At 37.5% G+C, this 26,024-nt stretch carries 24 protein-coding genes and 1 tRNA gene; 8 read left to right on the forward strand and 17 right to left on the reverse strand.

Annotation, left to right across the window (positions count from 1 at the left end; genetic code table 11):
• The first annotated feature begins 12 nt into the window (after positions 1-12).
• The 4 genes from dltA to dltD all read left to right on the forward strand — a co-directional run bounded on the left by dltA (position 13) and on the right by dltD (position 4,140).
• Positions 13-1,485, forward strand: a complete 1,473-nt coding sequence (dltA, locus tag ACIQXF_RS08455) for a D-alanine--poly(phosphoribitol) ligase subunit DltA (RefSeq protein ID WP_402781401.1) — start codon at positions 13-15, stop codon at positions 1,483-1,485.
• Positions 1,482-2,645 carry a D-alanyl-lipoteichoic acid biosynthesis protein DltB gene (dltB, locus tag ACIQXF_RS08460; RefSeq protein WP_402781404.1) on the forward strand — a complete coding sequence of 388 codons (1,164 nt, stop codon included), beginning with the start codon at positions 1,482-1,484 and terminating at the stop codon, positions 2,643-2,645. The genes dltA and dltB overlap by 4 nt, the downstream gene beginning before the upstream one ends.
• A gap of 86 nt (positions 2,646-2,731) precedes the next feature.
• A complete protein-coding gene (gene dltC, locus ACIQXF_RS08465) occupies positions 2,732-2,965 on the forward strand; it encodes a D-alanine--poly(phosphoribitol) ligase subunit 2 (RefSeq protein WP_402781407.1) in 234 nt (77 codons plus the stop codon).
• Positions 2,962-4,140: a D-alanyl-lipoteichoic acid biosynthesis protein DltD gene (gene dltD, locus ACIQXF_RS08470; protein ID WP_402781410.1), complete on the forward strand. Its 1,179-nt coding sequence runs from the start codon at positions 2,962-2,964 to the stop codon at positions 4,138-4,140. Before dltC ends, dltD begins: the two co-directional genes overlap by 4 nt.
• A 935-nt stretch (positions 4,141-5,075) precedes the next feature.
• Here dltD and eno read toward each other — a convergent pair.
• From eno to ACIQXF_RS08500, 6 genes are all read right to left on the reverse strand, one after another.
• Positions 5,076-6,368, reverse strand: coding sequence for a phosphopyruvate hydratase (gene eno / locus ACIQXF_RS08475; RefSeq protein ID WP_402781413.1), 1,293 nt, complete (start codon positions 6,366-6,368; stop codon positions 5,076-5,078).
• Positions 6,369-6,370: 2 nt separating this feature from the next.
• Positions 6,371-7,912, reverse strand: coding sequence for a 2,3-bisphosphoglycerate-independent phosphoglycerate mutase (gene gpmI / locus ACIQXF_RS08480; protein WP_402781416.1), 1,542 nt, complete (start codon positions 7,910-7,912; stop codon positions 6,371-6,373).
• Positions 7,905-8,666 (reverse strand): triose-phosphate isomerase, encoded by a 762-nt coding sequence (tpiA, locus tag ACIQXF_RS08485; protein WP_402781419.1) that lies wholly within the window; start codon positions 8,664-8,666, stop codon positions 7,905-7,907. Before tpiA ends, gpmI begins: the two co-directional genes overlap by 8 nt.
• Before the next feature lie 46 nt (positions 8,667-8,712).
• Positions 8,713-9,897, reverse strand: coding sequence for a phosphoglycerate kinase (locus ACIQXF_RS08490; RefSeq protein WP_402781422.1), 1,185 nt, complete (start codon positions 9,895-9,897; stop codon positions 8,713-8,715).
• Between the two features lie 425 nt (positions 9,898-10,322).
• Positions 10,323-11,339, reverse strand: coding sequence for a type I glyceraldehyde-3-phosphate dehydrogenase (gene gap, locus ACIQXF_RS08495; RefSeq protein ID WP_402781425.1), 1,017 nt, complete (start codon positions 11,337-11,339; stop codon positions 10,323-10,325).
• Between the two features lie 156 nt (positions 11,340-11,495).
• Complete coding sequence (locus ACIQXF_RS08500) at positions 11,496-12,527, reverse strand: sugar-binding transcriptional regulator (protein ID WP_402781428.1); 1,032 nt, start codon at positions 12,525-12,527, stop codon at positions 11,496-11,498.
• 278 nt (positions 12,528-12,805) lie between these two features.
• On the opposite strand from ACIQXF_RS08500, the gene ACIQXF_RS08505 reads away from it, so the two are divergent.
• A complete protein-coding gene (locus tag ACIQXF_RS08505) occupies positions 12,806-12,964 on the forward strand; it encodes a hypothetical protein (RefSeq protein ID WP_402781431.1) in 159 nt (52 codons plus the stop codon).
• A gap of 217 nt (positions 12,965-13,181) precedes the next feature.
• Here the strand turns inward: ACIQXF_RS08505 and ACIQXF_RS08510 are convergent, their stop codons facing one another.
• The 4 genes from ACIQXF_RS08510 to ACIQXF_RS08525 form a co-directional block, all read right to left on the reverse strand.
• Positions 13,182-13,304 (reverse strand): hypothetical protein, encoded by a 123-nt coding sequence (locus ACIQXF_RS08510; protein ID WP_402781434.1) that lies wholly within the window; start codon positions 13,302-13,304, stop codon positions 13,182-13,184.
• Between the two features lie 311 nt (positions 13,305-13,615).
• Positions 13,616-14,224: an FMN-binding negative transcriptional regulator gene (locus ACIQXF_RS08515; RefSeq protein WP_402781437.1), complete on the reverse strand. Its 609-nt coding sequence runs from the start codon at positions 14,222-14,224 to the stop codon at positions 13,616-13,618.
• 17 nt (positions 14,225-14,241) lie between these two features.
• Positions 14,242-14,478 carry a glutaredoxin family protein gene (locus tag ACIQXF_RS08520; protein ID WP_402781440.1) on the reverse strand — a complete coding sequence of 79 codons (237 nt, stop codon included), beginning with the start codon at positions 14,476-14,478 and terminating at the stop codon, positions 14,242-14,244.
• Between the two features lie 78 nt (positions 14,479-14,556).
• Positions 14,557-15,447: a DMT family transporter gene (locus tag ACIQXF_RS08525; RefSeq protein ID WP_402781560.1), complete on the reverse strand. Its 891-nt coding sequence runs from the start codon at positions 15,445-15,447 to the stop codon at positions 14,557-14,559.
• Between the two features lie 136 nt (positions 15,448-15,583).
• Between ACIQXF_RS08525 and ACIQXF_RS08530 the strand changes: the two genes are divergently transcribed.
• Positions 15,584-16,960, forward strand: a complete 1,377-nt coding sequence (locus ACIQXF_RS08530) for an aminotransferase-like domain-containing protein (protein ID WP_402781443.1) — start codon at positions 15,584-15,586, stop codon at positions 16,958-16,960.
• A 71-nt stretch (positions 16,961-17,031) separates the two neighbouring features.
• On the opposite strand, the gene ACIQXF_RS08535 is transcribed toward ACIQXF_RS08530, so the two are convergent.
• From ACIQXF_RS08535 to ACIQXF_RS08545, 3 genes are all read right to left on the reverse strand, one after another.
• Positions 17,032-19,308, reverse strand: coding sequence for a S9 family peptidase (locus tag ACIQXF_RS08535; protein WP_402781446.1), 2,277 nt, complete (start codon positions 19,306-19,308; stop codon positions 17,032-17,034).
• A gap of 171 nt (positions 19,309-19,479) precedes the next feature.
• The gene (locus tag ACIQXF_RS08540; protein ID WP_402781449.1) at positions 19,480-20,253 is read right to left on the reverse strand and encodes a TPM domain-containing protein; all 774 of its coding nucleotides are present in this window, start codon (positions 20,251-20,253) and stop codon (positions 19,480-19,482) included.
• Positions 20,253-20,834, reverse strand: a complete 582-nt coding sequence (locus tag ACIQXF_RS08545; protein WP_402781452.1) for a LemA family protein — start codon at positions 20,832-20,834, stop codon at positions 20,253-20,255. Before ACIQXF_RS08545 ends, ACIQXF_RS08540 begins: the two co-directional genes overlap by 1 nt.
• Positions 20,835-21,000: 166 nt before the next feature.
• Here ACIQXF_RS08545 and ACIQXF_RS08550 point away from each other — a divergent pair, with 166 nt between their 5' ends.
• Positions 21,001-21,615 (forward strand): spore coat protein, encoded by a 615-nt coding sequence (locus ACIQXF_RS08550; RefSeq protein ID WP_402781455.1) that lies wholly within the window; start codon positions 21,001-21,003, stop codon positions 21,613-21,615.
• 121 nt (positions 21,616-21,736) lie between these two features.
• Here the strand turns inward: ACIQXF_RS08550 and ACIQXF_RS08555 are convergent, their stop codons facing one another.
• The 4 genes from ACIQXF_RS08555 to ACIQXF_RS08570 all read right to left on the reverse strand — a co-directional run bounded on the left by ACIQXF_RS08555 (position 21,737) and on the right by ACIQXF_RS08570 (position 24,606).
• Positions 21,737-22,459 (reverse strand): amino acid ABC transporter ATP-binding protein, encoded by a 723-nt coding sequence (locus tag ACIQXF_RS08555; protein WP_402781458.1) that lies wholly within the window; start codon positions 22,457-22,459, stop codon positions 21,737-21,739.
• On the reverse strand, positions 22,456-23,160 hold the full coding sequence (locus tag ACIQXF_RS08560; protein ID WP_402781461.1) for an amino acid ABC transporter permease: 705 nt from the start codon (positions 23,158-23,160) through the stop codon (positions 22,456-22,458). Before ACIQXF_RS08560 ends, ACIQXF_RS08555 begins: the two co-directional genes overlap by 4 nt.
• An 80-nt stretch (positions 23,161-23,240) precedes the next feature.
• On the reverse strand, positions 23,241-24,035 hold the full coding sequence (locus ACIQXF_RS08565) for a basic amino acid ABC transporter substrate-binding protein (protein ID WP_402781464.1): 795 nt from the start codon (positions 24,033-24,035) through the stop codon (positions 23,241-23,243).
• A 496-nt stretch (positions 24,036-24,531) separates the two neighbouring features.
• Positions 24,532-24,606, reverse strand: a tRNA-Arg gene (locus ACIQXF_RS08570).
• Positions 24,607-25,132: 526 nt separating this feature from the next.
• On the opposite strand from ACIQXF_RS08570, the gene clpP reads away from it, so the two are divergent.
• The gene (gene clpP / locus ACIQXF_RS08575; protein ID WP_079563765.1) at positions 25,133-25,723 is read left to right on the forward strand and encodes an ATP-dependent Clp endopeptidase proteolytic subunit ClpP; all 591 of its coding nucleotides are present in this window, start codon (positions 25,133-25,135) and stop codon (positions 25,721-25,723) included.
• The last annotated feature ends 301 nt before the right edge of the window (positions 25,724-26,024 follow it).

Consider the following 26,024-nt stretch of genomic DNA (forward strand, 5'->3'; position numbering starts at 1 on the left):
GAGATATTGCCTATGTTAAGTATATTAACAGCTATTCAGAATGTGGCACTCCAATATCCACATCGAACTGCATATCAAACAAATAATGATTCCTTAACGTATGAAGAGCTTTGGCATCTATCTGATCGTGTTGCGCAATATTTAATGGGTCTAGACTTAGAAAGACAACTACCTATTGTCGTCTACGGTCATATGTCACCTATGCAAATCGTTGCCTTTTTAGGTGCTGTAAAGGCTGGGCATCCATATGTACCTGTGGACTCTTCTACACCGTCAGAAAGGCTACAGCTTATCATAGAAGCATCTCAAGCTTGTTTACTACTAAAGACAGAAACATTAAATACGCACCTGTCAGTACCTGTAGTGACTGTCAGCGATGTAGTGGCACAAACTGCTAATATTGCGACAGAGTCTACAACATGGGTTCAAGATCAAGAAATCCATTATATTATTTACACATCTGGTTCAACTGGTAAACCTAAAGGTGTGCAAATTACAGCTAATAACTTAGCACATTTTGTGGACTGGATGCATGAGCACTTCCCTTTACAGGAATCTGGCGTGTTTCTAAACCAAGCACCTTATTCCTTTGATTTATCTGTCATGGATTTATATCCTGCACTCGTTAGTGGACAGACGCTTTACGCTATTACTCAAGAGCAAATTGCAAATCCAAAGTCGTTGTTCGATTCATTAGCTACATCAGGTATTCGAGTTTGGACTTCTACACCTTCCTTTGCGAAGATGTGTTTAATGAACAAGGAGTGGCATCAGGAGTTAATGCCAGCTTTGGATACGTTTTTATTTTGCGGAGAGGTTTTGCCAATATCCGTAGTAAAAGAATTAATGCAACGCTTCCCACAAGCATCCATCTATAATTTATACGGTCCTACTGAAACAACCGTTGCCGTATCTTATGTGGAGGTAACAACGGAGCTTATAGAACAATTTGATCAATTACCAATTGCCCCAATATCCGAGCCTAATTTATCTTTACTAGAAGATGGGGAAATCATTATATCTGGGCCAACTGTTAGTGCAGGTTATCTTGGAGCACCTGACTTAACACTTAAAGCCTTTCCTTTAATAGGAGATCAACGAATTTATAAAACTGGGGACATTGGTTATGCAAGAGACGGCTATCTGTTCTTTTCTGGACGAAAGGATTTTCAGGTAAAACTTCACGGTTATCGTTTAGAAATTGAAGAAATTGAAAAACAAATTGGCAATCACCCACCTGTTTCTAGCTGTGTTGTGATACCTATTTTAAAAGATGATGAGATTGTTTCACTTAGTGCGTATGTTGTTCTTCGTGAGCCATTATTGGACTCTGCCTTCAAAATGACGAAGCAACTTAAAGCATTGTTATCGGATTATTTACCATCTTATATGATTCCGAAAACATTCAAATACATTGACACAATACCTTTAAATACGAATGGTAAAGTTGATCGTACAGGATTGGCGGTTATGGAAACAGTATGACGCCTTACGGAAATATATTTTTTTTCATCATCATTGGTATTTTGTTATTACCAACAATTATTTTAGGATTACGTGGAAAGCCAGCTAAAAACTATAATATCTTTATTTCGATTATTATCTTGGCTCTTATTTTTGGTAATTCTCTTAACGGCACAATTTCTCTTATACTATTTGCAGTATTCCAGCTATTATTAATCATTGCTTACCAAAAATATCGCTTACAGAAGAATAGTAGTTCAGTATTCGTTTTCGCTGTACTACTGTCAATTTTGCCACTTGTGTTGGTGAAGGTTCTTCCAATTCTCGGACTTCATCATTTATTCGGTTTCTTAGGAGTATCCTACATTACCTTTAAATCCGTTCAAATGATTTTGGAAACACGTGATGGCTTAATTAAGGATAAAATTTCACCAACCGAGCTTGCCTATTTCTTACTGTTCTTTCCAACTGTATCATCGGGACCAATTGATCGCTGGCGACGCTTTTATAAAGATTTGCATACAGTGCCGTCTAGTCAAGACTATCAAAAGCTGTTATTGAGTGGCATAAATTATATTTTTGTAGGCTTTTTATATAAATTCATTTTCGCTTATTTAATATACAATTACACACTTATGTATTTACCAAATCATACATATAACTATTTGACACCTTTTCAAGGGCAAATCGCGTATATGTATATGTATAGCTTTTATTTATTTTTCGATTTTGCTGGCTATAGTGCTTTTGCTGTCGGAGTTAGCCGCATCATGGGTATTCAAACGCCAATTAACTTTAACCGACCGTTTTCGAGTCGCAACATTAAAGACTTTTGGAATCGTTGGCATATGAGCTTATCATTCTGGTTTAGAGATTATGTCTATATGCGCTTCGTGCTTTGGATGACTAAGAAAAAATGGATTAAAAACAAATTTACAGTTTCGTATATCGGCTTCTTTTTATTGTTCTTTTTAATGGGTATTTGGCATGGATTAGAATGGCATTTTGTAGTATACGGTCTTTACCATGCCTTATTAATCATTAGCTTCGATAAATTTGAACGCTGGAATAAAAAGCATAAGCTTTGGCCGAAAAATAAGTGGACGCATGCAATAGGAGTGTTTATCACGTTTAACGCAGTTTGCTTCGGCTTCTATATTTTTTCAGGAAAGTTATTTTAAACATTGGCTTTGTTAAATCAATTTTGCCTTGGTGTAATAAATGAAGGACGAATAGCACTGCCTAATTAAAAAGGAGAATTTTAAATATGGAGAAACAACAAGTTTTAGAAATGCTAGTGGAATTATGCGAAGACGATATCATTGTAGAAAACCCAGATATCGATTTATTTGAGGAAGGACTTCTTGATTCATTCGGTACAATTAATCTATTAGTCGAAATTGAAAGCCGCTTTAACATCTCAGTGCCAATTACTGATTTCAATCGTGAGGAATGGAACACGCCAAATCGTATTGTAGCGAAATTAGCTGAAAGACAATGATCAAGAAAGGCTTTCTATCACTTTTAATTGCCTTTGCTCTTTTTGGAGCCTTTGTGTTCTTCCCAAACTCCTGGATAAAAGCTTGGATTTCAGATGAAGATGTAGAAATGGCAAGAACGAACATGTCACCGCTAGTGTTCCAAGGCACGTACTTACAGGAGCGGATGTTGCAGGATTCTAATTCAATGCCTTTATATGGCTCTTCAGAATTAAATCGTTTTGATCCCTTCCATCCCTATAATTATACGAGAGCTACAGATGCTCCATATTCGACATTTATGATTGGGCGAGGTGGTATGCAATCTATTACACACTTTTTAAATTTTGCTGCGCAGGAGAAGAATTTAAAGGATAAAAAAATTGTCTTCATTGTTTCTCCACAATGGTTTACAGAGAAAGGTACGAGTGAATTAACTTTTTCACCTAACTACTCCATGTTACATGCCTATGATCTAGCATACAATAAGGACATTGATGTAGAGCTTCGAAATCGAGCAATGAAACGCCTTCTTGAATTCGATACTGTAAATCGAGATCAACTGCTAAATACAATTTATGAATATAAATTATCTGGCGGTAAGAAAAGACCAGTTTTAGGGCGACTTGCCATAATGGCAGGCCATGTCCAAAAAGGACTTTTAGAGAAAAAAGATTTGTATTACTCCTTGTTCCCTCGGGGATCACACAAGTTAAAAAATAATGACAAACTCGTTACCGATCAAACATTTGAACAACAATTGCAAAACGCTGAAGATTACGGTAAGAAGCGTGTATCCAATGATTTAATGATTGAAAATAAATTTTACAAGCGACTTGTAAATGCTAATTTGTCAAAATTTAAAGGAATACGTAAAAACGAAGATTATACTATTTCACCAGAATATCAGGATTTTCAGTTAGTCCTTGATGTTTTAAAGGATGCTGGCGCAAAGCCACTATTCATTTCTATTCCAGTTAACGGGTATTGGTATGATTACAATGAATATCCTCAAGAACGACGACAAAAATATTATGAAAAGATGGAGCAAGTATTAACAGATGCTGATGTTCAGTATGTTGATTTCTCTGCTCATGAATATGATCCTTATTTTATCATGGATACGATTCATATCGCATGGAAGGGCTGGGTATATGTAGACCAAGAGCTGGACAAATACTGGGCTCAGCAGCAATAAAAAATATTGTTTCACATTTACTGAACGAAGGGACAGTCTAAAGTGTTAATCACTCAAGACTGTCTCTTTTTATGTGGGGTGGATTCTTCGAAGGTCAATTAAACCGCGATTCTTGGATTCTTTTATGTTTCCTCTCGTTCAATTGATTTCAATACCTTCTTAATCCGTTATTCATATTTCATAACCCAATATTTTTTTTTTCTCCTTCTAGGGGGTACACGAGCACTTTTCCACCTTACCTGAGCAGTTTCTGGGGATACCCTGAGCAGTTTCCAGGGATACACGAGCACTTTTTACTCCTACCTGAGCAGTTCCCAGGGATACACGAGCACTTTTCCACCCTACCTGAGCAGTTCCCGGGGATACCTGAGCACTTTTCATTCCTACCTGAGCAGTTCCCGGGGATACCCGAGCACTTTTCACTCCTACCTGAGCAGTTCCCGGGGGCACCTGAGCACTTTTCACTCCTACCTGAGCAGTTTCCGGGGATACCTGAGCACTTTTCACTCCTACCTGAGCAGTTCCCGGGGATACCCGAGCACTTTTCACTCCTACCTGAGCAGTTTCCGGGGATACCTGAGCACTTTTCACTCCTACCTGAGCAGTTCCCGGGGGCACCTGAGCACTTTTCATTCCTACCTGAGCAGTTCCCGAGGGCACCTGAGCACTTTTCACTCCTACCTGAGCAGTTTCCGGGGGTACCTGAGCACTTTTCACTCCTACCTGAGCAGTTCCCGGGGATACCTGAGCACTTTTCATTCCTACCTGAGCACTTTTTACTCCTACCTGATCACTTTTCACCTTTACCTGAGCTAGGCTACACGATCACTTTGCCAAAGGCTGCCTCCCAATAACCCGAGCACCAACAAAAAAATCGCCTCAAAAGTATTTACATACCTTTGAGGCGATATTACTGAAGCTACTTAAGTAATAGCTTATTTTAAATTATAGAATGAATTTAAACCAAGGTACTCAGCTGTTGAACCAAGTTGGTCTTCGATGCGAAGAAGTTGGTTGTATTTAGCTACGCGGTCTGTACGAGATGGAGCACCTGTTTTAATTTGACCAGCGTTTGTTGCAACTGCGATATCAGCAATTGTTGCATCCTCTGATTCACCAGAACGGTGAGAGATAACTGCTGTGTAACCAGCACGTTTTGCCATTTCGATCGCTTCAAATGTTTCAGTTAACGTACCGATTTGGTTTACTTTGATAAGGATTGCATTACCAACACCTTGCTCAATACCAGCTGCTAGTTTTTTTGTATTCGTTACGAATAGGTCATCACCTACTAATTGTACGCGAGAACCAATACGGTCTGTTAATAATTTGTGTCCTGCCCAGTCGTTTTCATCTAAGCCATCTTCAATTGAAATGATTGGGTATTTATTTGTTAGTTCTTCGTACCAATCAACCATTTCTTCAGATGTTTTGACAACACCTTCACCGTCTAAGTGATATTTGCCATCCTCTTTATTGAATAATTCTGATGAAGCTACGTCCATAGCAAGTTTTACTTCTTCACCTGGTTTGTAGCCTGCTTTTTCGATTGCTTCTAAAATTACAGTAATAGCTTCTTCGTTAGAACCAAGGTTTGGTGCAAAACCACCTTCATCACCTACAGCTGTATTATAGCCTTTTGCTTTAAGTACTGCTTTTAAGCTGTGGAAGATTTCGGCACCCATACGTAATGCATGACGGAAAGATTCTGCTCCTACAGGCATTACCATGAATTCTTGAATGTCTACGTTGTTGTCAGCGTGAGCACCACCATTTAAGATGTTCATCATTGGTACTGGTAGTTGTTTTGAGTTAAATCCACCAAGATATTGATAAAGAGGTACATCTAAATAATCTGCCGCAGCGTGTGCAACTGCCATCGATACACCTAGAATTGCGTTGGCACCTAGTTTACCTTTGTTTTCTGTGCCATCTAGCTCGATTAAAGCTTTGTCGATTACTACTTGATCAAGAACTGAGTAGTTACCTTCTAGCTCTTGAGCAATAATTGTGTTAACATTTTCAACTGCTTTTAATACACCTTTGCCTAGGTAACGAGATTTGTCACCATCGCGTAATTCTACTGCCTCGTATTCACCTGTTGATGCACCTGATGGTACGATTGCTCGACCAAAAGCGCCTGATTCTGTAAATACTTCAACTTCTACTGTTGGGTTCCCACGTGAGTCTAAAACTTCGCGCGCATAGATTTGTGTAATAAATGGCATAATTAATTCTCCTCTTTTTCAATTAATGATTGACCTGTCATTTCAGAAGGTTGTGACACCTCTAATAATTCTAACATGGTTGGCGCCAAATCGGCTAAAATGCCACCATTTCTTAACATTAAATTCGGTTTTGTCACAATCACTGGAACAGGATTTGTTGTATGAGCTGTCATTGGATTCCCTTCTAAAGTAAGAACTTCATCAGAGTTACCATGGTCAGCTGTAATAATAGCTGCGCCACCTTTTGTAAGGAGTGCATCTACTACTTTACCAAGACATTCATCGACTGCTTCAATAGCTTTGATTGTTGGCTCTAACATTCCACTATGCCCAACCATATCTGGATTAGCGAAATTAAGGATGATCCCATCAAATTTATCGGCCGCAATCTCTGCAAGCAATGCTTCTGTTACCTCATAGGCACTCATTTCAGGTTTTAAATCGTATGTTGCAACTTTAGGAGATGCAATTAAAATACGCTCTTCCCCTTCAAATTTCTCCTCACGACCACCACTCATAAAGAATGTAACATGAGGGTACTTTTCTGTTTCTGCAATACGAAGCTGTGTTTTGCCATTAGAAGCTAACACTTCACCAATCGTATTTCTTAAGTTGTCGTTTGCGTACGCAACTTGAGCATTTACTTCATCACTGTAATGTGTGAATGACACAAACTTTAAATTCTTTGGATGTTTAGCAGATAAAGCAAAGCCATCGAATTCACTATTTGTAAACACTTTAGACAGTTGAATCGCACGGTCAGGACGGAAGTTGAAGAAAATAACAGCGTCATTATCGTCAATTGTTGCCACTGGCTCTCCATGCTCTTGAACGCTAAATGGAATAACAAATTCATCTGTTACATCGCGCTCATATGATTCTTTTACGCCACTTCTCGCACTGTCAGCTGTTTGGCCAACACCATCTACTAGTACATTGTAAGTAAGTGCTACACGATCCCATCGTTTATCACGGTCCATAGCATAATAACGTCCATGAATGGAAGCAAATTGTCCAATACCGATTTCCGTCATTTGTTTTTCAGTTTCTTCAATATAGTCTAAAGCAGTTGTTGGACCAACATCACGACCATCTAAGAAACCATGAACAAAGACCTTTTCTAAGCCCTGTTGTTTTGCAAGTTTTAATAGCGCAAACATATGCTCATAATGGCTATGTACACCACCATCTGAAAGTAAACCCATGAAGTGAAGCTTAGATTGATGAGCTTTGACATGTGCCACTGCATCCAAAAATGCTTTATTCGTAAAGAAATCCCCTTCACGAATAGATTTGTTTAAGCGTGTTAAGCTTTGATAGACAATACGTCCAGCACCTATATTCAGGTGTCCAACTTCAGAATTCCCCATCTGCCCGTCAGGTAACCCTACTGCTTCACCTGCTGCAGTTAATGTTGCATGCGGGAACTCATTCCAAAAACGATCGAAATTTGGCTTATTTGCTTGGGCTACTGCATTTCCGAAAGTTTCTTCACGGAATGCAAAGCCATCTAAAATAATTAATGCTACTGGCTTTTTAGGCATTCGCTGCCGCCTCCAATAATGTTAAATATGATTCTGGTTGTAAGCTTGCACCACCGACTAAAGCGCCGTCGATATGCTCTTTTGCTAATAATTCTTGAATGTTTTCAGGTTTTACGCTACCGCCATACTGAATGCGTACAGCATCGGCTATATCAGCGCTATATAATTCTTTGACAACGGCACGAATAGCTCCGCATACCTGGTTTGCATCTTCTGCTGTCGCTGTTTTACCTGTTCCAATTGCCCAAATCGGTTCATAGGCGATAACCATATGCTCTACTTCATGTGCCTCAAATCCGGCAAGTGCGGCTGTAATTTGACTAGCAACCTTTTGCTCAGTTGTACCCGCTTCACGTTCCTCAAGCGTTTCTCCACAGCAAATAATTGGGACGATACTATGAGCCAGTGCTGCTGCAACTTTTTTATTGATGGCTTCATCTGTTTCATTATAATATTCACGTCGTTCAGAGTGTCCTAAAATAACATAGTCTACTTGCACGCTTGCTAGCTGTGCTGGACTAATTTCTCCAGTGAACGCACCTTCATTTTCATAATGCATCGTTTGTGCACCAATTGCGAGCTCAGATTCACTAGCAACTTGCACAAGCGTAGGTAGGTAAAGTGCTGGTGCGCAAACAACAGCGTCTACTTTATCATTTGAAGGAATTTTGTCCTGTACAGCATCGACAAATTGGATAGCCTCTTCAAATGTTTTATACATTTTCCAGTTACCTGCAATAATTGGTTTACGCATCGTATTTTGCCTCCTATATTTTGAATATCAAATGAGAACTCTCAATTTACTTATCATTTAATGCTACAATTCCTGGAAGCTCTTTCCCTTCCATTAACTCCAGTGATGCACCGCCACCTGTAGAAATGTGGTCCATCTTATCGGCTACTTCGAATTTTTCGACTGCGGCTGCAGAATCCCCACCACCGATAACTGTATAACCAGATGTAGTTGCCATAGCTTCAGCTACAGTTTTTGTACCATTCGCAAATTTATCCATTTCAAAGACACCCATTGGTCCATTCCAAATAATTAATTTAGAACTTTTAATAACCTCTGCATAATTAGCAGCTGTTTTTGGACCAATATCTAAGCCCATCCAATCTGATGGAATTGCGTCCACATCTACAATTTTTGTTTCTGCATCTTTTGAAAATTCGTTTGCGACAACTGCATCGATTGGCATATGTAATTGCACGCCTTTTTCTTTTGCTTTTTCAATAAAGGATTTGGCTAATTCGATTTTATCTTCTTCTAATAAAGATTTACCAATATCGTAACCTTGCGCTTTAATGAATGTGAATGAAAGTCCACCACCGATAATTAGGTGATCTACCTTTTCTAATAAGCTTTCAATAACACCAATTTTGTCCTTTACTTTGGCACCGCCGATAATTGCTGTAAATGGACGTTCTGGGTTAGAGAGTGCTTTACCTAGCACATCTAATTCCTTCTGCATAAGGAAACCAGATACAGCTGGTACATGTTTCGCAATTCCTTCTGTTGAGGCATGTGCACGGTGTGCTGCACCAAACGCATCATTAACATAAACATCTGCTAATTGAGCAAATTGCTCTGCTAATGCTGAGTCATTTTTCTCCTCTCCAGCGTGGAAGCGTACATTTTCAAGTAGAAGGATGTCGCCATTTTGCATGTTTACAACAGCTTCTTCTACCTCTTTCCCAATCGACTCATCTAATTTAGTAACAGGCTTATTCATTATTTCAGCTAGACGAATGCCTACTGCAGTTAAGCGCATATCCTCTTTCACTGCACCCTTTGGACGTCCCATGTGAGAGGCTAAAATTACTTTTGCACCTTGCTCCACTAAATATTCAATAGTAGGAATGGCTGCACGAATACGTGTTTCGTCAGTGATCTCGCCATCTGCCATCGGTACATTAAAATCTACACGTACAAATACGCGCTTACCTTTTACATCAATATCTTTCATCGTCTTCTTATTTAACATGAAGAAACCCCCTTCAAATTATATAGTCGTGAATACTTGGATTTACCCATCTTGGCTCCTCACATGTTCACTAACTGTCATAAATAAAAATTTTTTACTAGCACCTCACCATAATGTGGTGGATTTTTCATTCAACTGGTGCTCACCGCTAATGTTATCCCCAACATTTGATAAAGTACCCTTTTACTTGTTTTTATAGTAGCAAAAGTCACGTTCTATGTCTTGTAATTGCATAACCATTCATGCAGGAAGCTATCCTTGCTTAAACATTTTATATAACGTATAAAAAAAGAGTAAGGGTAAACATCCCTTACTCTCATTACCCTTGTTTATTATATCTTTAAGATATTATAAAGGCTATACTTTTTGTGCGTAAAAAGCGGTATTATGTCACACTTTTTACTTCACTTTTCGAATTATGACACTTATTTATGATTAAATCCCTTTTCTGCGATATATAATGCTAAGTCCATTAAACGTGTAGAGTAACCAATCTCGTTATCATACCATGCTAGAACCTTCACCATACTATTTTCTAATACCATTGTAGAAAGACCATCTACAGTTGAAGAGTTATGGTTGCCATTGTAGTCAATTGACACTAATGGTAGCTCATTGTATCCTAAAATGCCTTTAAGTTCATTTTCTGAAGCTTCTTTTAATGCAGCATTAATGGATTCTTTTGTTACTTCAGATTTTAGCTCCACTACTAGGTCAACGCATGAAACGTTTGGTGTCGGCACACGCATAGAGAAGCCATCTAATTTACCTTTTAATTGAGGTAATACTTTTGAAACCGCCACTGCCGCTCCTGTTGTTGTCGGAATCATTGACACTGCACCAGCACGTGCGCGACGTGGATCAGAGTGCGGGAAGTCAAGGATACGTTGATCGTTTGTATAAGAGTGAATTGTCGTCATCATACCGCGCTCAATACCAAATTTTTCATCAAGTATTTTTGCAACTGGCGCTAGACAATTCGTTGTACAAGATGCGTTTGAAATGACATCATCTGTTTCAGGGTTGTAATCCTCATGGTTAACACCCATTACAAACGTTGGCATTTCACCCTTTGCTGGGGCCGAAAGAATAGCTTTTTTAGCACCTGCTTGAATATGTTTTCCTACTTCTTCCATCGAGCGGAATCTACCTGTACATTCAAGTACCACATCAACACCTAGTTCACCCCAAGGTAAATTAGCAGGATCTTTTTCAGCATAAACTTTAATATTTTTTCCATTTACTACGAATGAATTGCCGTCTGCATAAACATCAGCATCGTAGATACCGTGTACTGAATCATATGTTAATAAGTGTGCAAGCTGACCTGCATCTGTTAGGTCATTCACTGCAACTACTTCGAATTCATCGTGCTTCAAAGCTTCACGAAATACTAATCGTCCAATACGTCCAAATCCATTAATCGCTAATTTTAATGCCATTGTCAATTCCTCCAATAATGTTTAAATTAATTTTCTTTACCATGGATATCTATAACATCCACATATGGCTTTATCCTCATTCAAAGAGTGTTTTAGCACTCGCTGAAATACGAGTTACATAATATTTTTCCACCTTTTAAGAAGATGGAGACTTATTTATAAAGAAGGTAAACCTTCAGCGATTGCTTTTGCTGCCGCCTCATCTGTAATAAAAATTGTTTGCTTTGGTGCAACCTTAAAGTACGATAGCATTGCATTCACTTTTTTCTTACCTGCAGCAACTGCAACGATCTTTTTACATCTTTGAACTTGCTCAAGCTGAATACCAATTGTTCGAATCCGATGTACAATTTCGCCTTCTGCATTAAAATAGTAGCCAAATGCCTCACTAACAGCTCCCATTTCTTCAAGAATCCGTAAATCTTCTGGCGATGAGTTCCGACGAATAGCCATTTCTTCTGCAGAGCCAATACCATGAATGACACAATCTGCACGATCATAGTAATCCATCATTTCAGTTACCATCGGCTCTGTTAACATTGCTTGATAAGCCTGCTCACTTAAATGCTCTGGTAAAAACAAAGTACGGTACTGCGCATCCATCTGCATGGCAAATGTCGCTACAAGAGTATTGGCCTGCATTTGCATTTCATGTCCAATACCTCCACGTGCCGCAACAAATGTAATGTCTTGTGAATCTGTCGGATGTAAAAATTGTGCAAGTGATGCTACAGATTTACCTCCAGTGACAGCTACTACCTGGCCATCAATATTTGTTGACATAAATTGAGATGCTGCTTCTTTGCCAAGCAATGTTAATACCGTATCATCTTCATTGTAATCACCTGGAACAACAATCACATGCTGTAAGCCAAAATGGTTTTCTAGTAACTTAGCTAGCTGAGTCAGGCCAGACCATTCGTAAATGAGTGTTCTTAGCTTTTCTATCACTACCTCACCGTCATCTGTACATACCATACCCGACTTTTGAGAATCTAATAACCCTTGCTCACGTAAAATATCTGTTTCTTTGCGTATTTCTCGTTCAGTCATTTTAAGTGACTCTGCAAGTGTTCGACGCCCAATTGGCTGCATTAGCTGCACCGTTTGCAAAATACGATATCTTGATTGCAGAAGCGGATACATTTCTGGAAGTAGCCTTTGCTGTGCCTCAGGTACAGATAACATATATATCTACTCCCTTTTCAATAGTTGTGGGTCGTTTTTTATCCCGCTACATAAAATTATGTCCCACTTATAATTTGATTATAATATGCTTTTTGGCAAAGGGCAAGTAAATGCTATGATTTGGCATTAAAAAATATTTTTAAGCATAGTGGCCTTATTACGCCTGTGTTGGGCTTCATTGGAATATGTATTTCTTTAATAGCTCTTCTGTACAACGAGGCGTTTATTTCCGTTCCGATTAGGAGCTTTCCAGGAGGGCATCAGGGCAACAGATGTTTTTGCGCGAAAGCGAAGCGGCAGCGACAGTTGTTTTTTTGCGCGAAAGCGAAGCGACAGCTACAGTTGTTTTTTTGCGCGAAAGCGAAGCGACAGCGACAGTTGTTTTTTGTGCGAAAGCGAAGCGGCAGCAAAAGGGTTTTGTCTGTGCGAAAGCGTAGTGCAAACGTAGCGGCAGCAACAACAAATTTTTTCTGTGAGAAAATGAAGTGTCAGCGGCAACATTAGTGGAGGAAGCGCCGTTAAGCTCTTTCACAGGAAAGTATGTAACGAAATTACTCTCATTTAATAACGCTACAACGGTCTCAAAGATTTTTGTTTTTCAACATAATGAAAAACTCGTAGCCAATTAGACATGGCTACGAGTTTTTAGTTAGTTTATTTTGTGAAAGATAAAATTGCGTTTTTCTTAAATCCGCCTAAAGCTTTTGTTGCTTCATTTTTAGTTGTGTATTCAAAAATACGAACGTCCTTTTTCTCAAATACTGTAATAACCCACATTGTAAAATCTCCCTTCAAATACGTTTTTGTAATATAACAACCACTAAATAATGTGATGTTTTTGATAAACTGTTTTATAACAACGTCTTACTTGATTCTTATTCTACTCCAATTTTTTTAAAAAGGAAGCATAATGTGAAGGTCTTCACAAACTGTTCAAATTCAAAACGCTTTCATTGAACAATTTGTGAATTGAGGTTATTACAGCTTAAATTTGCATCAATTTTGCCTTGGCAAAACAAAAAATTCCGCTCCTTCTTCACTGCCTCTACATAGTCGAAGAAATGCGAAATTTTTAGGAAGGGTTTCATTCACTTCATGTTTTGCCTCATTAAACGAGCGATTTGTTGCTCATTTGTATGTTCGATTTCTTCTAGTTTTCGAATTACTAATTGCTGTCTATCATTAGAATGATTCTGACTTAACTTCTTCTTACCTTCCATATTTATGATTTTTAATCTAAAGCCTTGAACTCCTTTATTTAGATTGCTGACTAGCTGCTCATCTACCTGAGTTAGGCTATATGTGCTGTTAGGATGTTCATATTTTTTAATCATGTTATTAAAGGATTTTATTAATTCATCATCGTGCTCAATAAGCTCGATTTCTCCATATACATGTACTGCTACATAATTCCATGTTGGGACAGCCTGATTTGTTTCATACCATGATGGAGATATGTAGCAATGTGGTCCATGAAACACTGCTAAAACCTTTTGATTTTCAATATCCTTCCATTGAGGATTACCTTTGGCGAAATGCCCAATTAAGCAGTCCTTTGTGTCATTGAATAATAATGGTAGATGTGTAGCAAAGGGCATGCCTTCATGAGTTGAAAAGAGTGTTGCAAAACTGTTTTCCTGAATAACTTCTATCATCTCGGAAATATCCTTCATTTTAAAAGCCGCTGGTATGTACAAAAGCAGATCCCCCTTTGTTATTCGCTACACAAATGCTCCATAAGTGTTGCGTAATCCAAATTGCCGTATTGTATCACTTGCCCATCCTTTTCTACTACCGGAATCATTAACATATACTTTTCATGTATGCTTTCATCTTCTTCAATATTAATCATTTCAATATCGAAACCTATTTCCTCCTGTACAAGCTTTAATGTATGCAAACCCTCTACACATAGTCCACAATTAGCTCGACTAAAAAATTTTATGTTCATTGTACAGCACCTCCTTTAGCTATTATAAATCGAAATAGCTAATTGTAAGCAAGATACTACTGTAATGACTCGTTTAACTCATACAGAATCTTTTTTAACAACAGTAGTATTCTTACCAATGATAACGGAAGCTACAACAACGATGGCTATTACAATAGTAAATAATGTGATCGATTCATTGAGAAATAGAGCAGCAAAAATAATCATTAAAAATGGCTGTAAATATTGAATTTGGCTTACTCTTGAAATTCCTCCCATAGCCATTCCACCGTACCAGGCTACATATGCTAAAAATTGGCTAACGATAGCTAGATACAGAAAACTAATCCAGGCTATGAAAGGGGCATGGAACATTTCTGTCGTAACATTCAATAATACTGGAATAAAGAGAATTGGAGCAGCTATTATGATTGCCCACGCAATTACTTGCCAGCTTCCTAATTCTCGTGCTAGTACCCCTCCTTCAGCATAACTTAGTCCGAGTATAATGACCGCTGCTAATAAGGCAAAATCTGCAACATGTAGCTGACCTAATCCAAGATACATAGCATAAATTATTACTGCCAACGCGCCGACTATGCTAGATATCCAAAACTTAACAGAAGGAATTTCACCTCCCCTTACCATGGCAAATCCTGCTGTAGCTAGTGGTAAAAGAGCTAATTCTACAGCACCATGAGAAACTGGCAAACTCGTCATTGCCCAAGAAGTGAGTATGGGAAATCCTATAACAGCACCTAGAGAGACAATAATTAAACTCTTGAATTGGCGAGCAGTAGGCAGTTTTTCTTTTTTTATATAAAATACAACAGCAACTAAAATCGAAGCAACTACCGCCCTTCCCAAGCCAGAGACTGTAGTCCCAAAATACTTTACTGCTACACTTGTTGCAGGTAATGTTAAGCTAAAACAGATAACGCCGACTAAGCCTAATAATAACCCCATTTTTTCCTTCTTATTTTCTTGCATCATGATCATCTCCCATCATTTTTCAGATCAAACTGTACCACTTGTGCTGGTATAATAAATATTAAGAGGCACTATCGTAAAAATAAACGGAATTTTCCGCTATCTGTCCTGGTACAGAATGAGGAGGGATACTATTTTGAGTACAAAATATAATGAGATTATTAAAGAAATTAAAAACCAGCTGGCAAAGGGTTTACTTATATCGGGTAGTAAACTTCCTTCAGTACGACAACTATCTGAAAAATTCTCCTGCAGTAAAAACACAGTTATTAAAGCATATGACGAGCTAGAAAAAGAGCACTTAATTTTTTCTGTTCCAAAAAGTGGCTATTATGTTGTCAATGAATTTCAAAAGCTAGAAAGTAAAAATAATATTATTGACTTTTTGTCTGCTGGTCCTGATAAAGATATCATGCCCTATATTGATTTTCAGCACTGTATCAATCAGGCCATTGATACTTATAAAGAAGAATTATTTACTTACACCGATCAACAAGGTCTCTACTCTTTACGACTTCAATTGGTGAAGTACTTACAAAACTTGCAAGTATTTACCGAACCAGAAAGATTATTTATTGTGTCTGGCTCTCAGCAAGCTCTTAATTTATTAGTTTCCATGCCATTTCCGAATGGAAAAAACAATATTTTAATTGAACAGCCTACTTATTTTGGCTTTATAGAGTCTGCCAATCTGCAGCAAGCGAATACATTTGGGATTGATTTAACTATGGATGGGATTGATTTCGATCATCTAGAATATATTTTTCGCAATAACGATATCAAGTTTTTCTATATTGTTCCGAGATTTCACAATCCACTTGGACATAGCTACACGAATAATGAGAAAAAAAGAATTGTTGAATTAGCAGAAAAATACGATGTGTATATAATTGAGGATGATTTTTTAGGGGATTTGGATCCGAATACTAAATCAGATCCATTATTCGCTTATAATCCTACTGGAAGAGTTATTTATATAAAAAGCTTTTCTAAAGTTTTTCTCCCTGGTTTAAGGGTTGCCACTATTGTTCTCCCAAAATTAATGATTAACCATTTTTTACGCTATAAATTTACTGCCGATTTTAATAGTTCTGTTCTTTCTCAAGGAGCATTAGAGATTTATTTAAAAAACGGAATGTTTAGTAGCCATATTAAGAAAATAAAAGAACTATATTATAGAAAAATTCAACACTTACAAGAAGCTTGTAAGTTATTGCTACCAAATAACACGCATTATACGCAACCCTCTTCTGGATTTTATCTTGCTGTATTTCTTCCAGAAAACGTAAGTGCAAAACAAACAGTAAATTTATTAAAAGAGCGAAATATTTTTGTTGATGATGCCTCTAGAATGTTCCTACCAGAATACAAAAAGGAAAATCTGATTCGTTTAAGCATTTCTCAAGTTAATGAAAGTCAAATTCACGCTGGCGTAGAACAGTTGACTCGTTGTATTGCCGTTATTGATAGTAAGAAATATGATATGTATCGAAATAAAATTCAGCTATTATAATCGATATGATTACAGATCCTTTTTAACGATAAAAAACTGTGCAAGATACTCCCTGCACAGTTTTTTTTGCATTATTTTTTCAGATGGCTATCTAAGAATTTTAGCATTGCATTATAGAATTCAATACGGTTTTCTTCATTATGGAAGCCATGGCCTTCATTATCTTTCAGCATGTATTCCACATCAACGCCTCTTGCACGTAATGCTTCAACGATTTGATCAGATTCAGCCTTATTTACACGTGGATCATTTGCACCTTGAGCTACAAAAAGAGGTGTTTTAATTTTATCCGCATGGAAGACAGGAGAAGCTGCTGTTAATAGTTCTTTATCTTCCACTGGATTCCCTACACGTTCATAGAACATGTTACGCATTGTTTCCCAATATGGTGGAATTGAATTTAACAGTGTGAAAATATTTGATACACCTACATAATCTACTGCTGCTGCATATAAATCAGGCGTGTACGTAATGCCAGCTAAAGTAGCATAACCGCCAAACGATGCACCATAAATTCCGATGCGTTTAGGGTCTGCAATACCTTGTTCGATTGCCCATTGTACGCCATCTGTAATATCATCTTGAATTTTTAGTCCCCACTGTTTATTACCAGCTTGAAGGAATTCTTTACCGTAACCAGTCGACGAACGGAAATTTACTTGTAGCACAGCATAACCTCGATTTGCTAAGAGCTGTACTTCTGGATTAAAGCCCCACATATCTCGTGCCCATGGTCCACCGTGTGGATTGACGATAAGGGGAAGGTTTTTAGCCTCTTTGTTTTTCGGTAAAGTTAAATATCCGTTAATTGTTAAGCCATCTCGACTCTTATAAGAAATTGGATGCATTTCTGCAAGCTCTTCTGGGTTTAACCAAGGGCTTAAGGTTGCCAATTCTGTCAATTCATCTGTAGTTGAATCATAGTAATAATATTTCCCGTAAACAGTGTCACTAGATACGCTTACAATGAATTTTGTCATCTCTTTGTTGTAATCATTGATGCCGAATTCGCTTTCAGAAACACCTAATTTGTTTTGAATTTTACGAAACAGTTTTTCAAAGTTGTCGTCAAAAAATTGATAATGTACCTTATCTGTTAAATAAGCACCGTATAATATTTTATCTTGTTCAGCATTATATAATACACCTGATACATCCACTTCCGAGTTAGACATTATTACTTCTTCATGGCCTTCTAAATCATATTTAACCACTTCTACTTTGTCTCTTCCCTTATTAGAAGTAGCATAAATATGTTTATTGTCTTTAGAAAATGCAAGTGGCGTTACTTCATCTCCTGCTTCTATTTCTATAAATGGCTTGAATTCATCTTTTTCTGAATCACGATAAAGGATTGTGCCAACTACTCCATCGGACGCAACTGCCATACGTACATTTCCATCACGATCTGCTAACCAACTAGTAATGTTGCCTGGATTTTTCGCAACATGTGTAGTTTCACCAGTCTTGACATTCAGTTTATATACATCAAAGACTGTTGCATCTTCTTTGTTCATCATAATAAGGATTTCGTCTTTAACACCTTGTAAGCCACTTAATAAACCAACTGTTACATTTGAATACGGTGTTAAATCTTTTTCCTCTGTTCCATTAAATGTTGTTGAATAAATGTGGAAATTTTCGTCCCCACCATTATCCTTTAAATATAGTAAAGTATCATCTTTCCAGAAAAATCCTGCGATATCACGATCTTTTGAGCTTGATACACGTACTGGCTCGCTTGCATCATTCATTTTTTTCACGAAAACGTTTGAACGATTTTCCCATGCAGAGGCAAAAGTAATGTAATTGCCATCAGGTGAAAGTTCGTAACCGAAATTTCCTGGGTTTTTCATGAAATCTTCTACAGAAATTTCTTTCACGCCTACATTGCCGACACTATTTTTCACATTGTTAGCATTGTTTAAAATTTTAATTGCGTCTTGTTTAGAAATTAAATTTTCACTAGTTGAAAGACCATTAAATAAGCCTAGCTTATTTGCTTTTTCTTGATATTCAGCAAGCGTTGTTTCTTTTTCCTCTTTATTTAATGCTCTTACTAAAATGCGTGCCACTTCGTCTCGTTTAATAGTAAGACTTAAATCTTTTAATTCTTCACCCTGTACCCACTTTTTAATGATTTGCTGACGCATTGTCTCTGATCCATGTTGGAACGTTAGAGCTGTTACAGCTAACTCAAGAAATTCCTGACCAGAAATGCTTTCCTCTTGCGCTACTACCAGTTTGCTAGTTTCATTAGCAGCACGTACCTCCTGCATCGAAATAGGATAGACAGAAGATGTCGTTAAAATAATCGCTAGTGATGCCGTTAAAAATCTTTTCTTCAAAATGATTCCTCCTTATATCAGTTAGCGTTATATCGATTACCGATATCAATAAAGTTATAACAACTTTTACCACCACTTGTCAATAAATGATAATAATACTATATAATTCCCTTTTCATCCAGTAAAAAAAGCGAACTACAAAAACAGTTCACTTTTTTTGATAATAACTTATTAAAATTTCCTACTTGCACCGCCTCCAGCTGATGAGCCTCCACCGAACCCACCAAAGCCACTACCACCAGATCTGCCTCCGCCAAAGCCGCCTCCAAATCCACCTGGATAACCACCACGTCCACCTGAACGGGGACCTCTGGGACCGCTTCCTTTACCATTGGACATAAATGAATATAAAACAAGTATTATGATAGCAAGTAAAATAATCATCCACGTTGGCATTCCTTCATCTTCAGCTGTATTTGTAGGTGTTTCTCCATCCCAATTATATTCTTGAGCGACCGTTTGAAATACTTCTGTATAAGTTGCTTTAAATGCTTTATCAATATCTCCTGCATCAGCATTTGGATTAAACGCTGAATCTAAAATGCGTCCTAACTTACCATCTGGCAATGCCCCTTCTAGTCCTTGACCTACAGCAATGACGACATCATTATTACCTTTCCCTTGCCCAAACGTTGCTAAAATTAGGACACCGTTATTTTTCTCTGCATCCCCAATACCCCAAGAGCGAATCATTTTTGTGGCATACATCTTTGGTTCTTGCCCATTAATGGTATCTACTGTGACAACCATTATTTCAGCACCTGTCCCTTTGTCCAGCTGCTCCGAGTAATGATTTAGCTCCTCCTTTACGGAGGGAGACAAGACATTAGCAAAATCGTGAACATAGGTATTTTTCATTGGCTTTGGCATTGCAGCATCTACAATGTTTATAGATAAAATAAATACGAAACAAACGATGGCAAATTGTACAATAAAGCGTCTCATTATTGTTTACCTGAATTACTAAAATCTATAGATGGTGCCTTTTCAGCCCCTGCAGCTGCTTTAAAGTATTCTTTCTGTTCAAAACCAAACATTCCTGCCATTAAATTCCCTGGAAAACGTTTAACCGTTTTATTATAGGCTTGCACTTCATTATTGTAGTCTTCACGAGCAACTGCTAACCGGTTTTCTGTTCCAGCTAATTCATCCATTAATTGACGAAAATTAGCATCTGCTTTTAAATTTGGATAATTTTCTACGACAACTAGTAATCGACTTAGCGCTCCGTTTAATGCATCATTGGCTACTGCCTGTTCCTCTGGAGAATGCGCACTACCCATTTGTGCTCGTGCCTCTGTAATACTAGCAATAACTTCTTTTTCATGACTCGCATACCCCTTAACAGATTCCACCAAATTAGGAATCAAGTCATATCGACGTTGGAGTTGATTTTCAACCTGAGCCCATTTGGAATCAACATTTTCCTCAGCTGTTACAAGGCTATTGTATTTTGGGACAAATAGAAAAGCTAATACAGCTAAAATAATAACAATAATTGCCAAAGGTCCAAGAACTTTTTTCATATGCCATACCCTCCTTAACCTACCTCTTCTTACCATTAACTTTACCACTAATGTGTAGCTAAAAACAAAACATCTATTTATGCCCTGTATTTATACCGTATGAAATTTGTCTAAACAGACATACTAAATACTGTAATAAAATATGACATTTGAGGAGGCGTTTTTTTTGTCACAATCGTTTCAAAACGAATCATCTAACCAAACATCATTTAACCAACAACATAGCCTAAATCATGGTGGTCATGAGGTAATGGACATGCATGAAACACTTGGCGAAATCATTGCTGGTATGAACCAATCCATTATTTTACGTCCACATGTTAAGGACACTGAGCTACTTAGCATTTTGGATCGCCAATATAATTTCACATTAGGCATGTATAACACTATTGTGGAGTCATTTAAAACTGGTCATGATCCATCTGTTCCAACTGGCCGTTATCAAATGGAGACAGGGAACAATTTTAAATTTGGGTTAAGCCCAGGGCAGCCTAAAAAACCAATGCAAAATGCAAGTGAACTCAACGATGAAGCAATTTCTGGCTTCTTACTTGGTGCTCAAAAGGGTGCAGCAAAATGTATGACTGCAGCTGCAACGGAAACTACAAACCCTGTAGTTCGTCGCGTTGTTGCAGATAGTATTCCCAACTGCATCGAAATGGCATACGAATTATCTATTTACCAAAATATGCACGGCTACTATCAAGTACCTCAATATTCACAACAAGATATGCAAACTATGCTTAACTCATACGACACTACATCAAATCCCCTTCATTAAACATAAAAAAATGAGCAGTCCCATTCGTGAAAAATCACTCGGGACTGCCCTTTTTCTTTTCTTTATTTTTTTCAGTGCTAATCGTAGAAATATATCCAAATCACGAAGGTACCTAATTCCTTTAAAGTACTTTACCTAAAAATGCTTTTGTTCGTTCGCTTTTCGGGTTACCAAAAATCTCTTCTGGTTTTCCTTCTTCGACAATATAGCCACCATCCATAAAGACAACACGATCTCCAACTTCACGTGCAAAGCCCATTTCGTGTGTTACGACAATCATTGTCATTCCCTCTGCTGCAAGGTTTTTCATAACATCTAGAACTTCTTTTACCATTTCCGGATCAAGTGCAGAAGTTGGTTCATCAAACAAAATCGCCTTTGGTTTCATTGCTAAAGCACGAGCAATTGCTACACGTTGCTGCTGTCCGCCAGAAAGCTGTTCAGGATAATTATATGCTTTGCTATCTAGGCCGACCTTCATTAAAAGCTCGTGTCCAAGTGCTTCTGCATCCGCACGATTCATTTTACGAATTTGCATCGGAGCCATCGTCACATTATCTAAAACAGTCATATGTGGGAATAAATTAAATTGCTGGAACACCATGCCCACTTCAGCTCTTATTGCATTAATATTTGTTTTAGGATCATTAATTTTTACGTTCTTGATATAGATAGCACCATCTGTTACTTCTTCTAGCATATTAATGCATCGTAAAAATGTACTTTTCCCCGAACCTGAAGGGCCGATTACACAAACAACCTGTTTTTCTTGTATTTCATAATCAATACCTTTTAAAACTTCTAGCTTACCGAAATATTTGTGTAAATTTTTAATTTTAATCATCGTGCTTCCCGCCCTTCTGCCTTACGAGGGACATAACTATTACTAAATCGCTTCTCAATAAATGCCACAATTTTTGTTACACCATACGTTAAAACTAAGTATAGTACTGCTGCAACAATGTAAGGTTCCCAGAAACGGAAGCTTGCTCCTGCAACTACTTTACTTGCATATAAAATATCTGGAGCCGCAATGACTGTTACTAAAGATGAATCCTTTAATAGAGCAATGAATTCGTTGCCTAAAGGTGGGATCATACGTCTAAATGCCTGTGGTAAAATGACTTTGCGCATTGCTTGGTTATGTGTTAAGCCAAGAGAACGAGCTGCCTCCATTTGCCCTTTCGCAATACTTTGAATACCCGCACGGAAAATTTCTGCATTATATGCCGCACAGTTTAAAATAAGCGCCGTAATCCCTGACACCATATAACCTAAAGAATGTCCAAAAATGGTTGGGATCAATGCTAAATGGATTAATAAAATTTGTACGAGCATCGGTGTTCCACGGAATAAATCTACATATAGTTTACATGGCCAATAAATCCACTTTTTAGTTGATAGTTTTCCTAATCCTAAAAATAACCCTAAAAGAATTCCGCCAAAATAACCACTGAGTGTCAAAATAAGTGTTATACCAATACCACGAATAAACATATCTCGGTAGTTCCAGACAATGTCCCAGCGTAAGTCAAAGATGTCCATCCGAAAGCCCCATTTCCCCTTAAAAGTTACGAAAAATATGAAGCCGCTAGCATAATTTTCCTAGTGGCATCATGCATTTATTACTTAAAGTCTGAACCTGTAATTTCTTTTAATTTACCGTTTTCTTTAATTTTTTGTAGACCTTCATTTAATAAGTCTAAAAGTTCTTTATTGCCTTTTTGAACCATGAACCCATAGTATTCTTTTTCAAATGCATCATCTTTGATAACTTTAAGCTTGTCTTTTGGATGCGCTTTAATATATTCATAAACTACCGCATTATCACCAATTGCTGCGTCAACGTTTCCATTTAGCATTTCTTGAATGGCGATTGGTTGAGTATCATATGCCATAATATTTTTACTTGATTCACCCTGTAACTTCTTCGCAGCCATATGACCAGTAGCATTAATTTGTACTGAAACTTTTTTATCTTTTAATTCAGCCAATGATTTAATCTTAGAATCTTCTTTAACAACGATTAATAATTGAGATTCATAATATGGCTCTGTAAAGTCAAATGTTTGTTGACGATCTTCCGTAATTGTTATTCCAGAACCACCGATATTTATTTCACCATTTTTAACTGTTTGGAATACAGGCTCCCAACCAATGTTTTTCCATTCTACTTCAAAGCCCATTTCATCAGCAATTGCTTGTAAAACATCGACATCAATCCCTACGATGTTTCCTTTATCGTCAAGTGATTCAAACGGTGCAAAAGTAGCTTCAGTTCCCACCGTATAAACTTTCTTCCCATCTCCACCTTCTGATGGCTCACTACCTGCTGATGTATTGTCTTTTGCGCCACAACCCGCTAAAACTAGCGTAAATGCTGCTACAACTATAAGTAACATCGTCAAATTTCTTTTCATAGCGTTTCCCCCTAATTCGAATTATCCGAATCGTACTTCATTTTTCGCAATTCGGAAATGTTAGACTATTAGGTCAATTATAGTAACATTATTACCTTTAGACAATAACTTTTCGTATAAAAGTAATTTTTTTTCATAAAAATTTATTTTTATTTGTTTTCCTAGCAGAAAACGGCATGAATAACTAATAATAAAACCTAAAATGAATATTTATACAAAATCACCCATGCCAAAATTAGATATATTTTGGCAAAAAAAAAGAATCCCCTCAGATAGGATTCTTTTTTTCGACTAGCATGCTAGTCAACGTACGGTATGTTCACTAAAAAATAATTTGGAGTTGTTGCTTTTTTGAAGGTTTGAAAGGAACGAATACGGGAATAATGCCAACTAGGGCAGCTTCCCACTATTTTTCCTCTCTATCTCCACTAAGCAGGCTGCTAAACTACTTATTAGGAGATTCGAGCTATAAAAGTATATCAATTAATCAGTAAAATGGCGCCCTCGGAGGGAATCGAACCCCCAGTGTAAGAACCGGAATCTTACGTGTTATCCATTACACCACGAGGGCAATTAAACAAAAAAAAAAGTACTCACTCTAGGCTTTTCCAAAAGCATGATGTAGATAACCCTCACTTTGAAGCATACCTGCAAAATAGTGTAACGTACTTTAACTTATGACCTATATCATTATACAAACGTATTGCTCATAATTCAACTATAGAATGCAAAACAATTTAATTTTTTTTATCTACCTTCAGTAAGTGTACAAAAACCGGATGTTACGGATATTGAAAAAATTGAAAAAAGGGGTGTTTGCCTCAAACCTTAGCATCCTACAAACGGCTAACTGACCTGCATCGGTAAAAACGCCACTTCCAATGACTTTACCGAAATGACCACGAGTGTAGACCTTTGCTCAATTCAAAATCCGGACTCATTTACCTCAAGGAAAAATTGATTTAATTAATTTCACTTTAGCAGGGTTAATATTTGACCTTCCCTGACTATAATGTGTATGATAAGGATACAGCTGAAATACAACAGATGTTTTCAGCAAAGGTATTCGAATTTTAGTTTTTTAAGGAGGATTTAACATGAATTTAATTCCTACAGTTATTGAACAAACAAGTCGTGGTGAACGTGCTTATGACATTTATTCACGACTACTAAAAGACCGTATTATCCTATTAGGAAGTGCGATTGACGATAATGTTGCCAACTCAATCGTTGCTCAGCTCTTATTCCTACAAGCAGAAGATCCAGATAAAGATATTTTTCTTTACATCAACTCACCAGGCGGATCTATCACTGCTGGTATGGCAATTTATGACACAATGCAAATTATCAAACCACAAGTTCAGACAATTTGTATTGGTATGGCAGCATCAATGGGAGCTTTCCTACTTGCTGCTGGTGAACCTGGTAAACGCTTCGCATTACCAAATGCAGAAGTAATGATTCACCAACCTCTTGGTGGTGCACAAGGTCAAGCAACAGAGATCGAAATCGCTGCGAAACGCATTTTATTCTTACGTGAAAAATTAAATGGTATTTTATCTGAACGTACTGGTCAACCACTTGAAGTAATTGCAAGAGATACAGATCGCGATAACTTTATGACAGCTGAACGTGCAAAAGAATACGGTTTAATCGACCAAATTATGGATCGTAACGATCGTAAATAAAAGAAATTAAAGGCATCCCAGATTTATTTCTGAGATGCCTTTTTTGTTTCATTTTAAATCTATGGTTTTGTACGTCGTTCTTTGATGATTCTATCTGTCGATTTGGCCCTTTCTTTCCGTCTCTAGCTTTTCTTTCCTTCACTCTGACTCTTCTTTCCGTCGCTTCTACCTTTCTTTCCGTCGCTCTGACTCTTCTTTCCGTCGCTAGCTTTTCTTTCCTTCACTCTGACTCTTCTTTCCGTCGCTTCTACCTTTCTTTCCGTCGCTCTGACTCTTCTTTCCGTCGCTAGCTTTTCTTTCC

This window comes from Lysinibacillus sp. NPDC097231 (assembly GCF_044761885.1).
Classification (GTDB): Bacteria; Bacillota; Bacilli; order Bacillales_A; family Planococcaceae; genus Lysinibacillus.

Excerpts from the sequence above, each read along its gene's own strand:
- ACIQXF_RS08540 (WP_402781449.1), bottom strand. The coding sequence starts at position 20,253 with ATGAGACGCTTTATTGTACAATTTGCCATCGTTTGTTTCGTATTTATT.
- clpP (WP_079563765.1), top strand. The coding sequence starts at position 25,133 with ATGAATTTAATTCCTACAGTTATTGAACAAACAAGTCGTGGTGAACGT.
- gap (WP_402781425.1), bottom strand. The coding sequence starts at position 11,339 with ATGGCATTAAAATTAGCGATTAATGGATTTGGACGTATTGGACGATTA.
- dltD (WP_402781410.1), top strand. The coding sequence starts at position 2,962 with ATGATCAAGAAAGGCTTTCTATCACTTTTAATTGCCTTTGCTCTTTTT.
- ACIQXF_RS08565 (WP_402781464.1), bottom strand. The coding sequence starts at position 24,035 with ATGAAAAGAAATTTGACGATGTTACTTATAGTTGTAGCAGCATTTACG.
- ACIQXF_RS08555 (WP_402781458.1), bottom strand. The coding sequence starts at position 22,459 with ATGATTAAAATTAAAAATTTACACAAATATTTCGGTAAGCTAGAAGTT.
- dltB (WP_402781404.1), top strand. The coding sequence starts at position 1,482 with ATGACGCCTTACGGAAATATATTTTTTTTCATCATCATTGGTATTTTG.
- dltA (WP_402781401.1), top strand. The coding sequence starts at position 13 with ATGTTAAGTATATTAACAGCTATTCAGAATGTGGCACTCCAATATCCA.
- eno (WP_402781413.1), bottom strand. The coding sequence starts at position 6,368 with ATGCCATTTATTACACAAATCTATGCGCGCGAAGTTTTAGACTCACGT.
- tpiA (WP_402781419.1), bottom strand. The coding sequence starts at position 8,666 with ATGCGTAAACCAATTATTGCAGGTAACTGGAAAATGTATAAAACATTT.
- gpmI (WP_402781416.1), bottom strand. The coding sequence starts at position 7,912 with ATGCCTAAAAAGCCAGTAGCATTAATTATTTTAGATGGCTTTGCATTC.
- ACIQXF_RS08525 (WP_402781560.1), bottom strand. The coding sequence starts at position 15,447 with ATGCAAGAAAATAAGAAGGAAAAAATGGGGTTATTATTAGGCTTAGTC.
- dltC (WP_402781407.1), top strand. The coding sequence starts at position 2,732 with ATGGAGAAACAACAAGTTTTAGAAATGCTAGTGGAATTATGCGAAGAC.
- ACIQXF_RS08510 (WP_402781434.1), bottom strand. The coding sequence starts at position 13,304 with ATGTGGGTTATTACAGTATTTGAGAAAAAGGACGTTCGTATTTTTGAA.
- ACIQXF_RS08545 (WP_402781452.1), bottom strand. The coding sequence starts at position 20,834 with ATGAAAAAAGTTCTTGGACCTTTGGCAATTATTGTTATTATTTTAGCT.
- ACIQXF_RS08560 (WP_402781461.1), bottom strand. The coding sequence starts at position 23,160 with ATGGACATCTTTGACTTACGCTGGGACATTGTCTGGAACTACCGAGAT.
- ACIQXF_RS08520 (WP_402781440.1), bottom strand. The coding sequence starts at position 14,478 with ATGAACATAAAATTTTTTAGTCGAGCTAATTGTGGACTATGTGTAGAG.
- ACIQXF_RS08490 (WP_402781422.1), bottom strand. The coding sequence starts at position 9,897 with ATGTTAAATAAGAAGACGATGAAAGATATTGATGTAAAAGGTAAGCGC.
- ACIQXF_RS08500 (WP_402781428.1), bottom strand. The coding sequence starts at position 12,527 with ATGTTATCTGTACCTGAGGCACAGCAAAGGCTACTTCCAGAAATGTAT.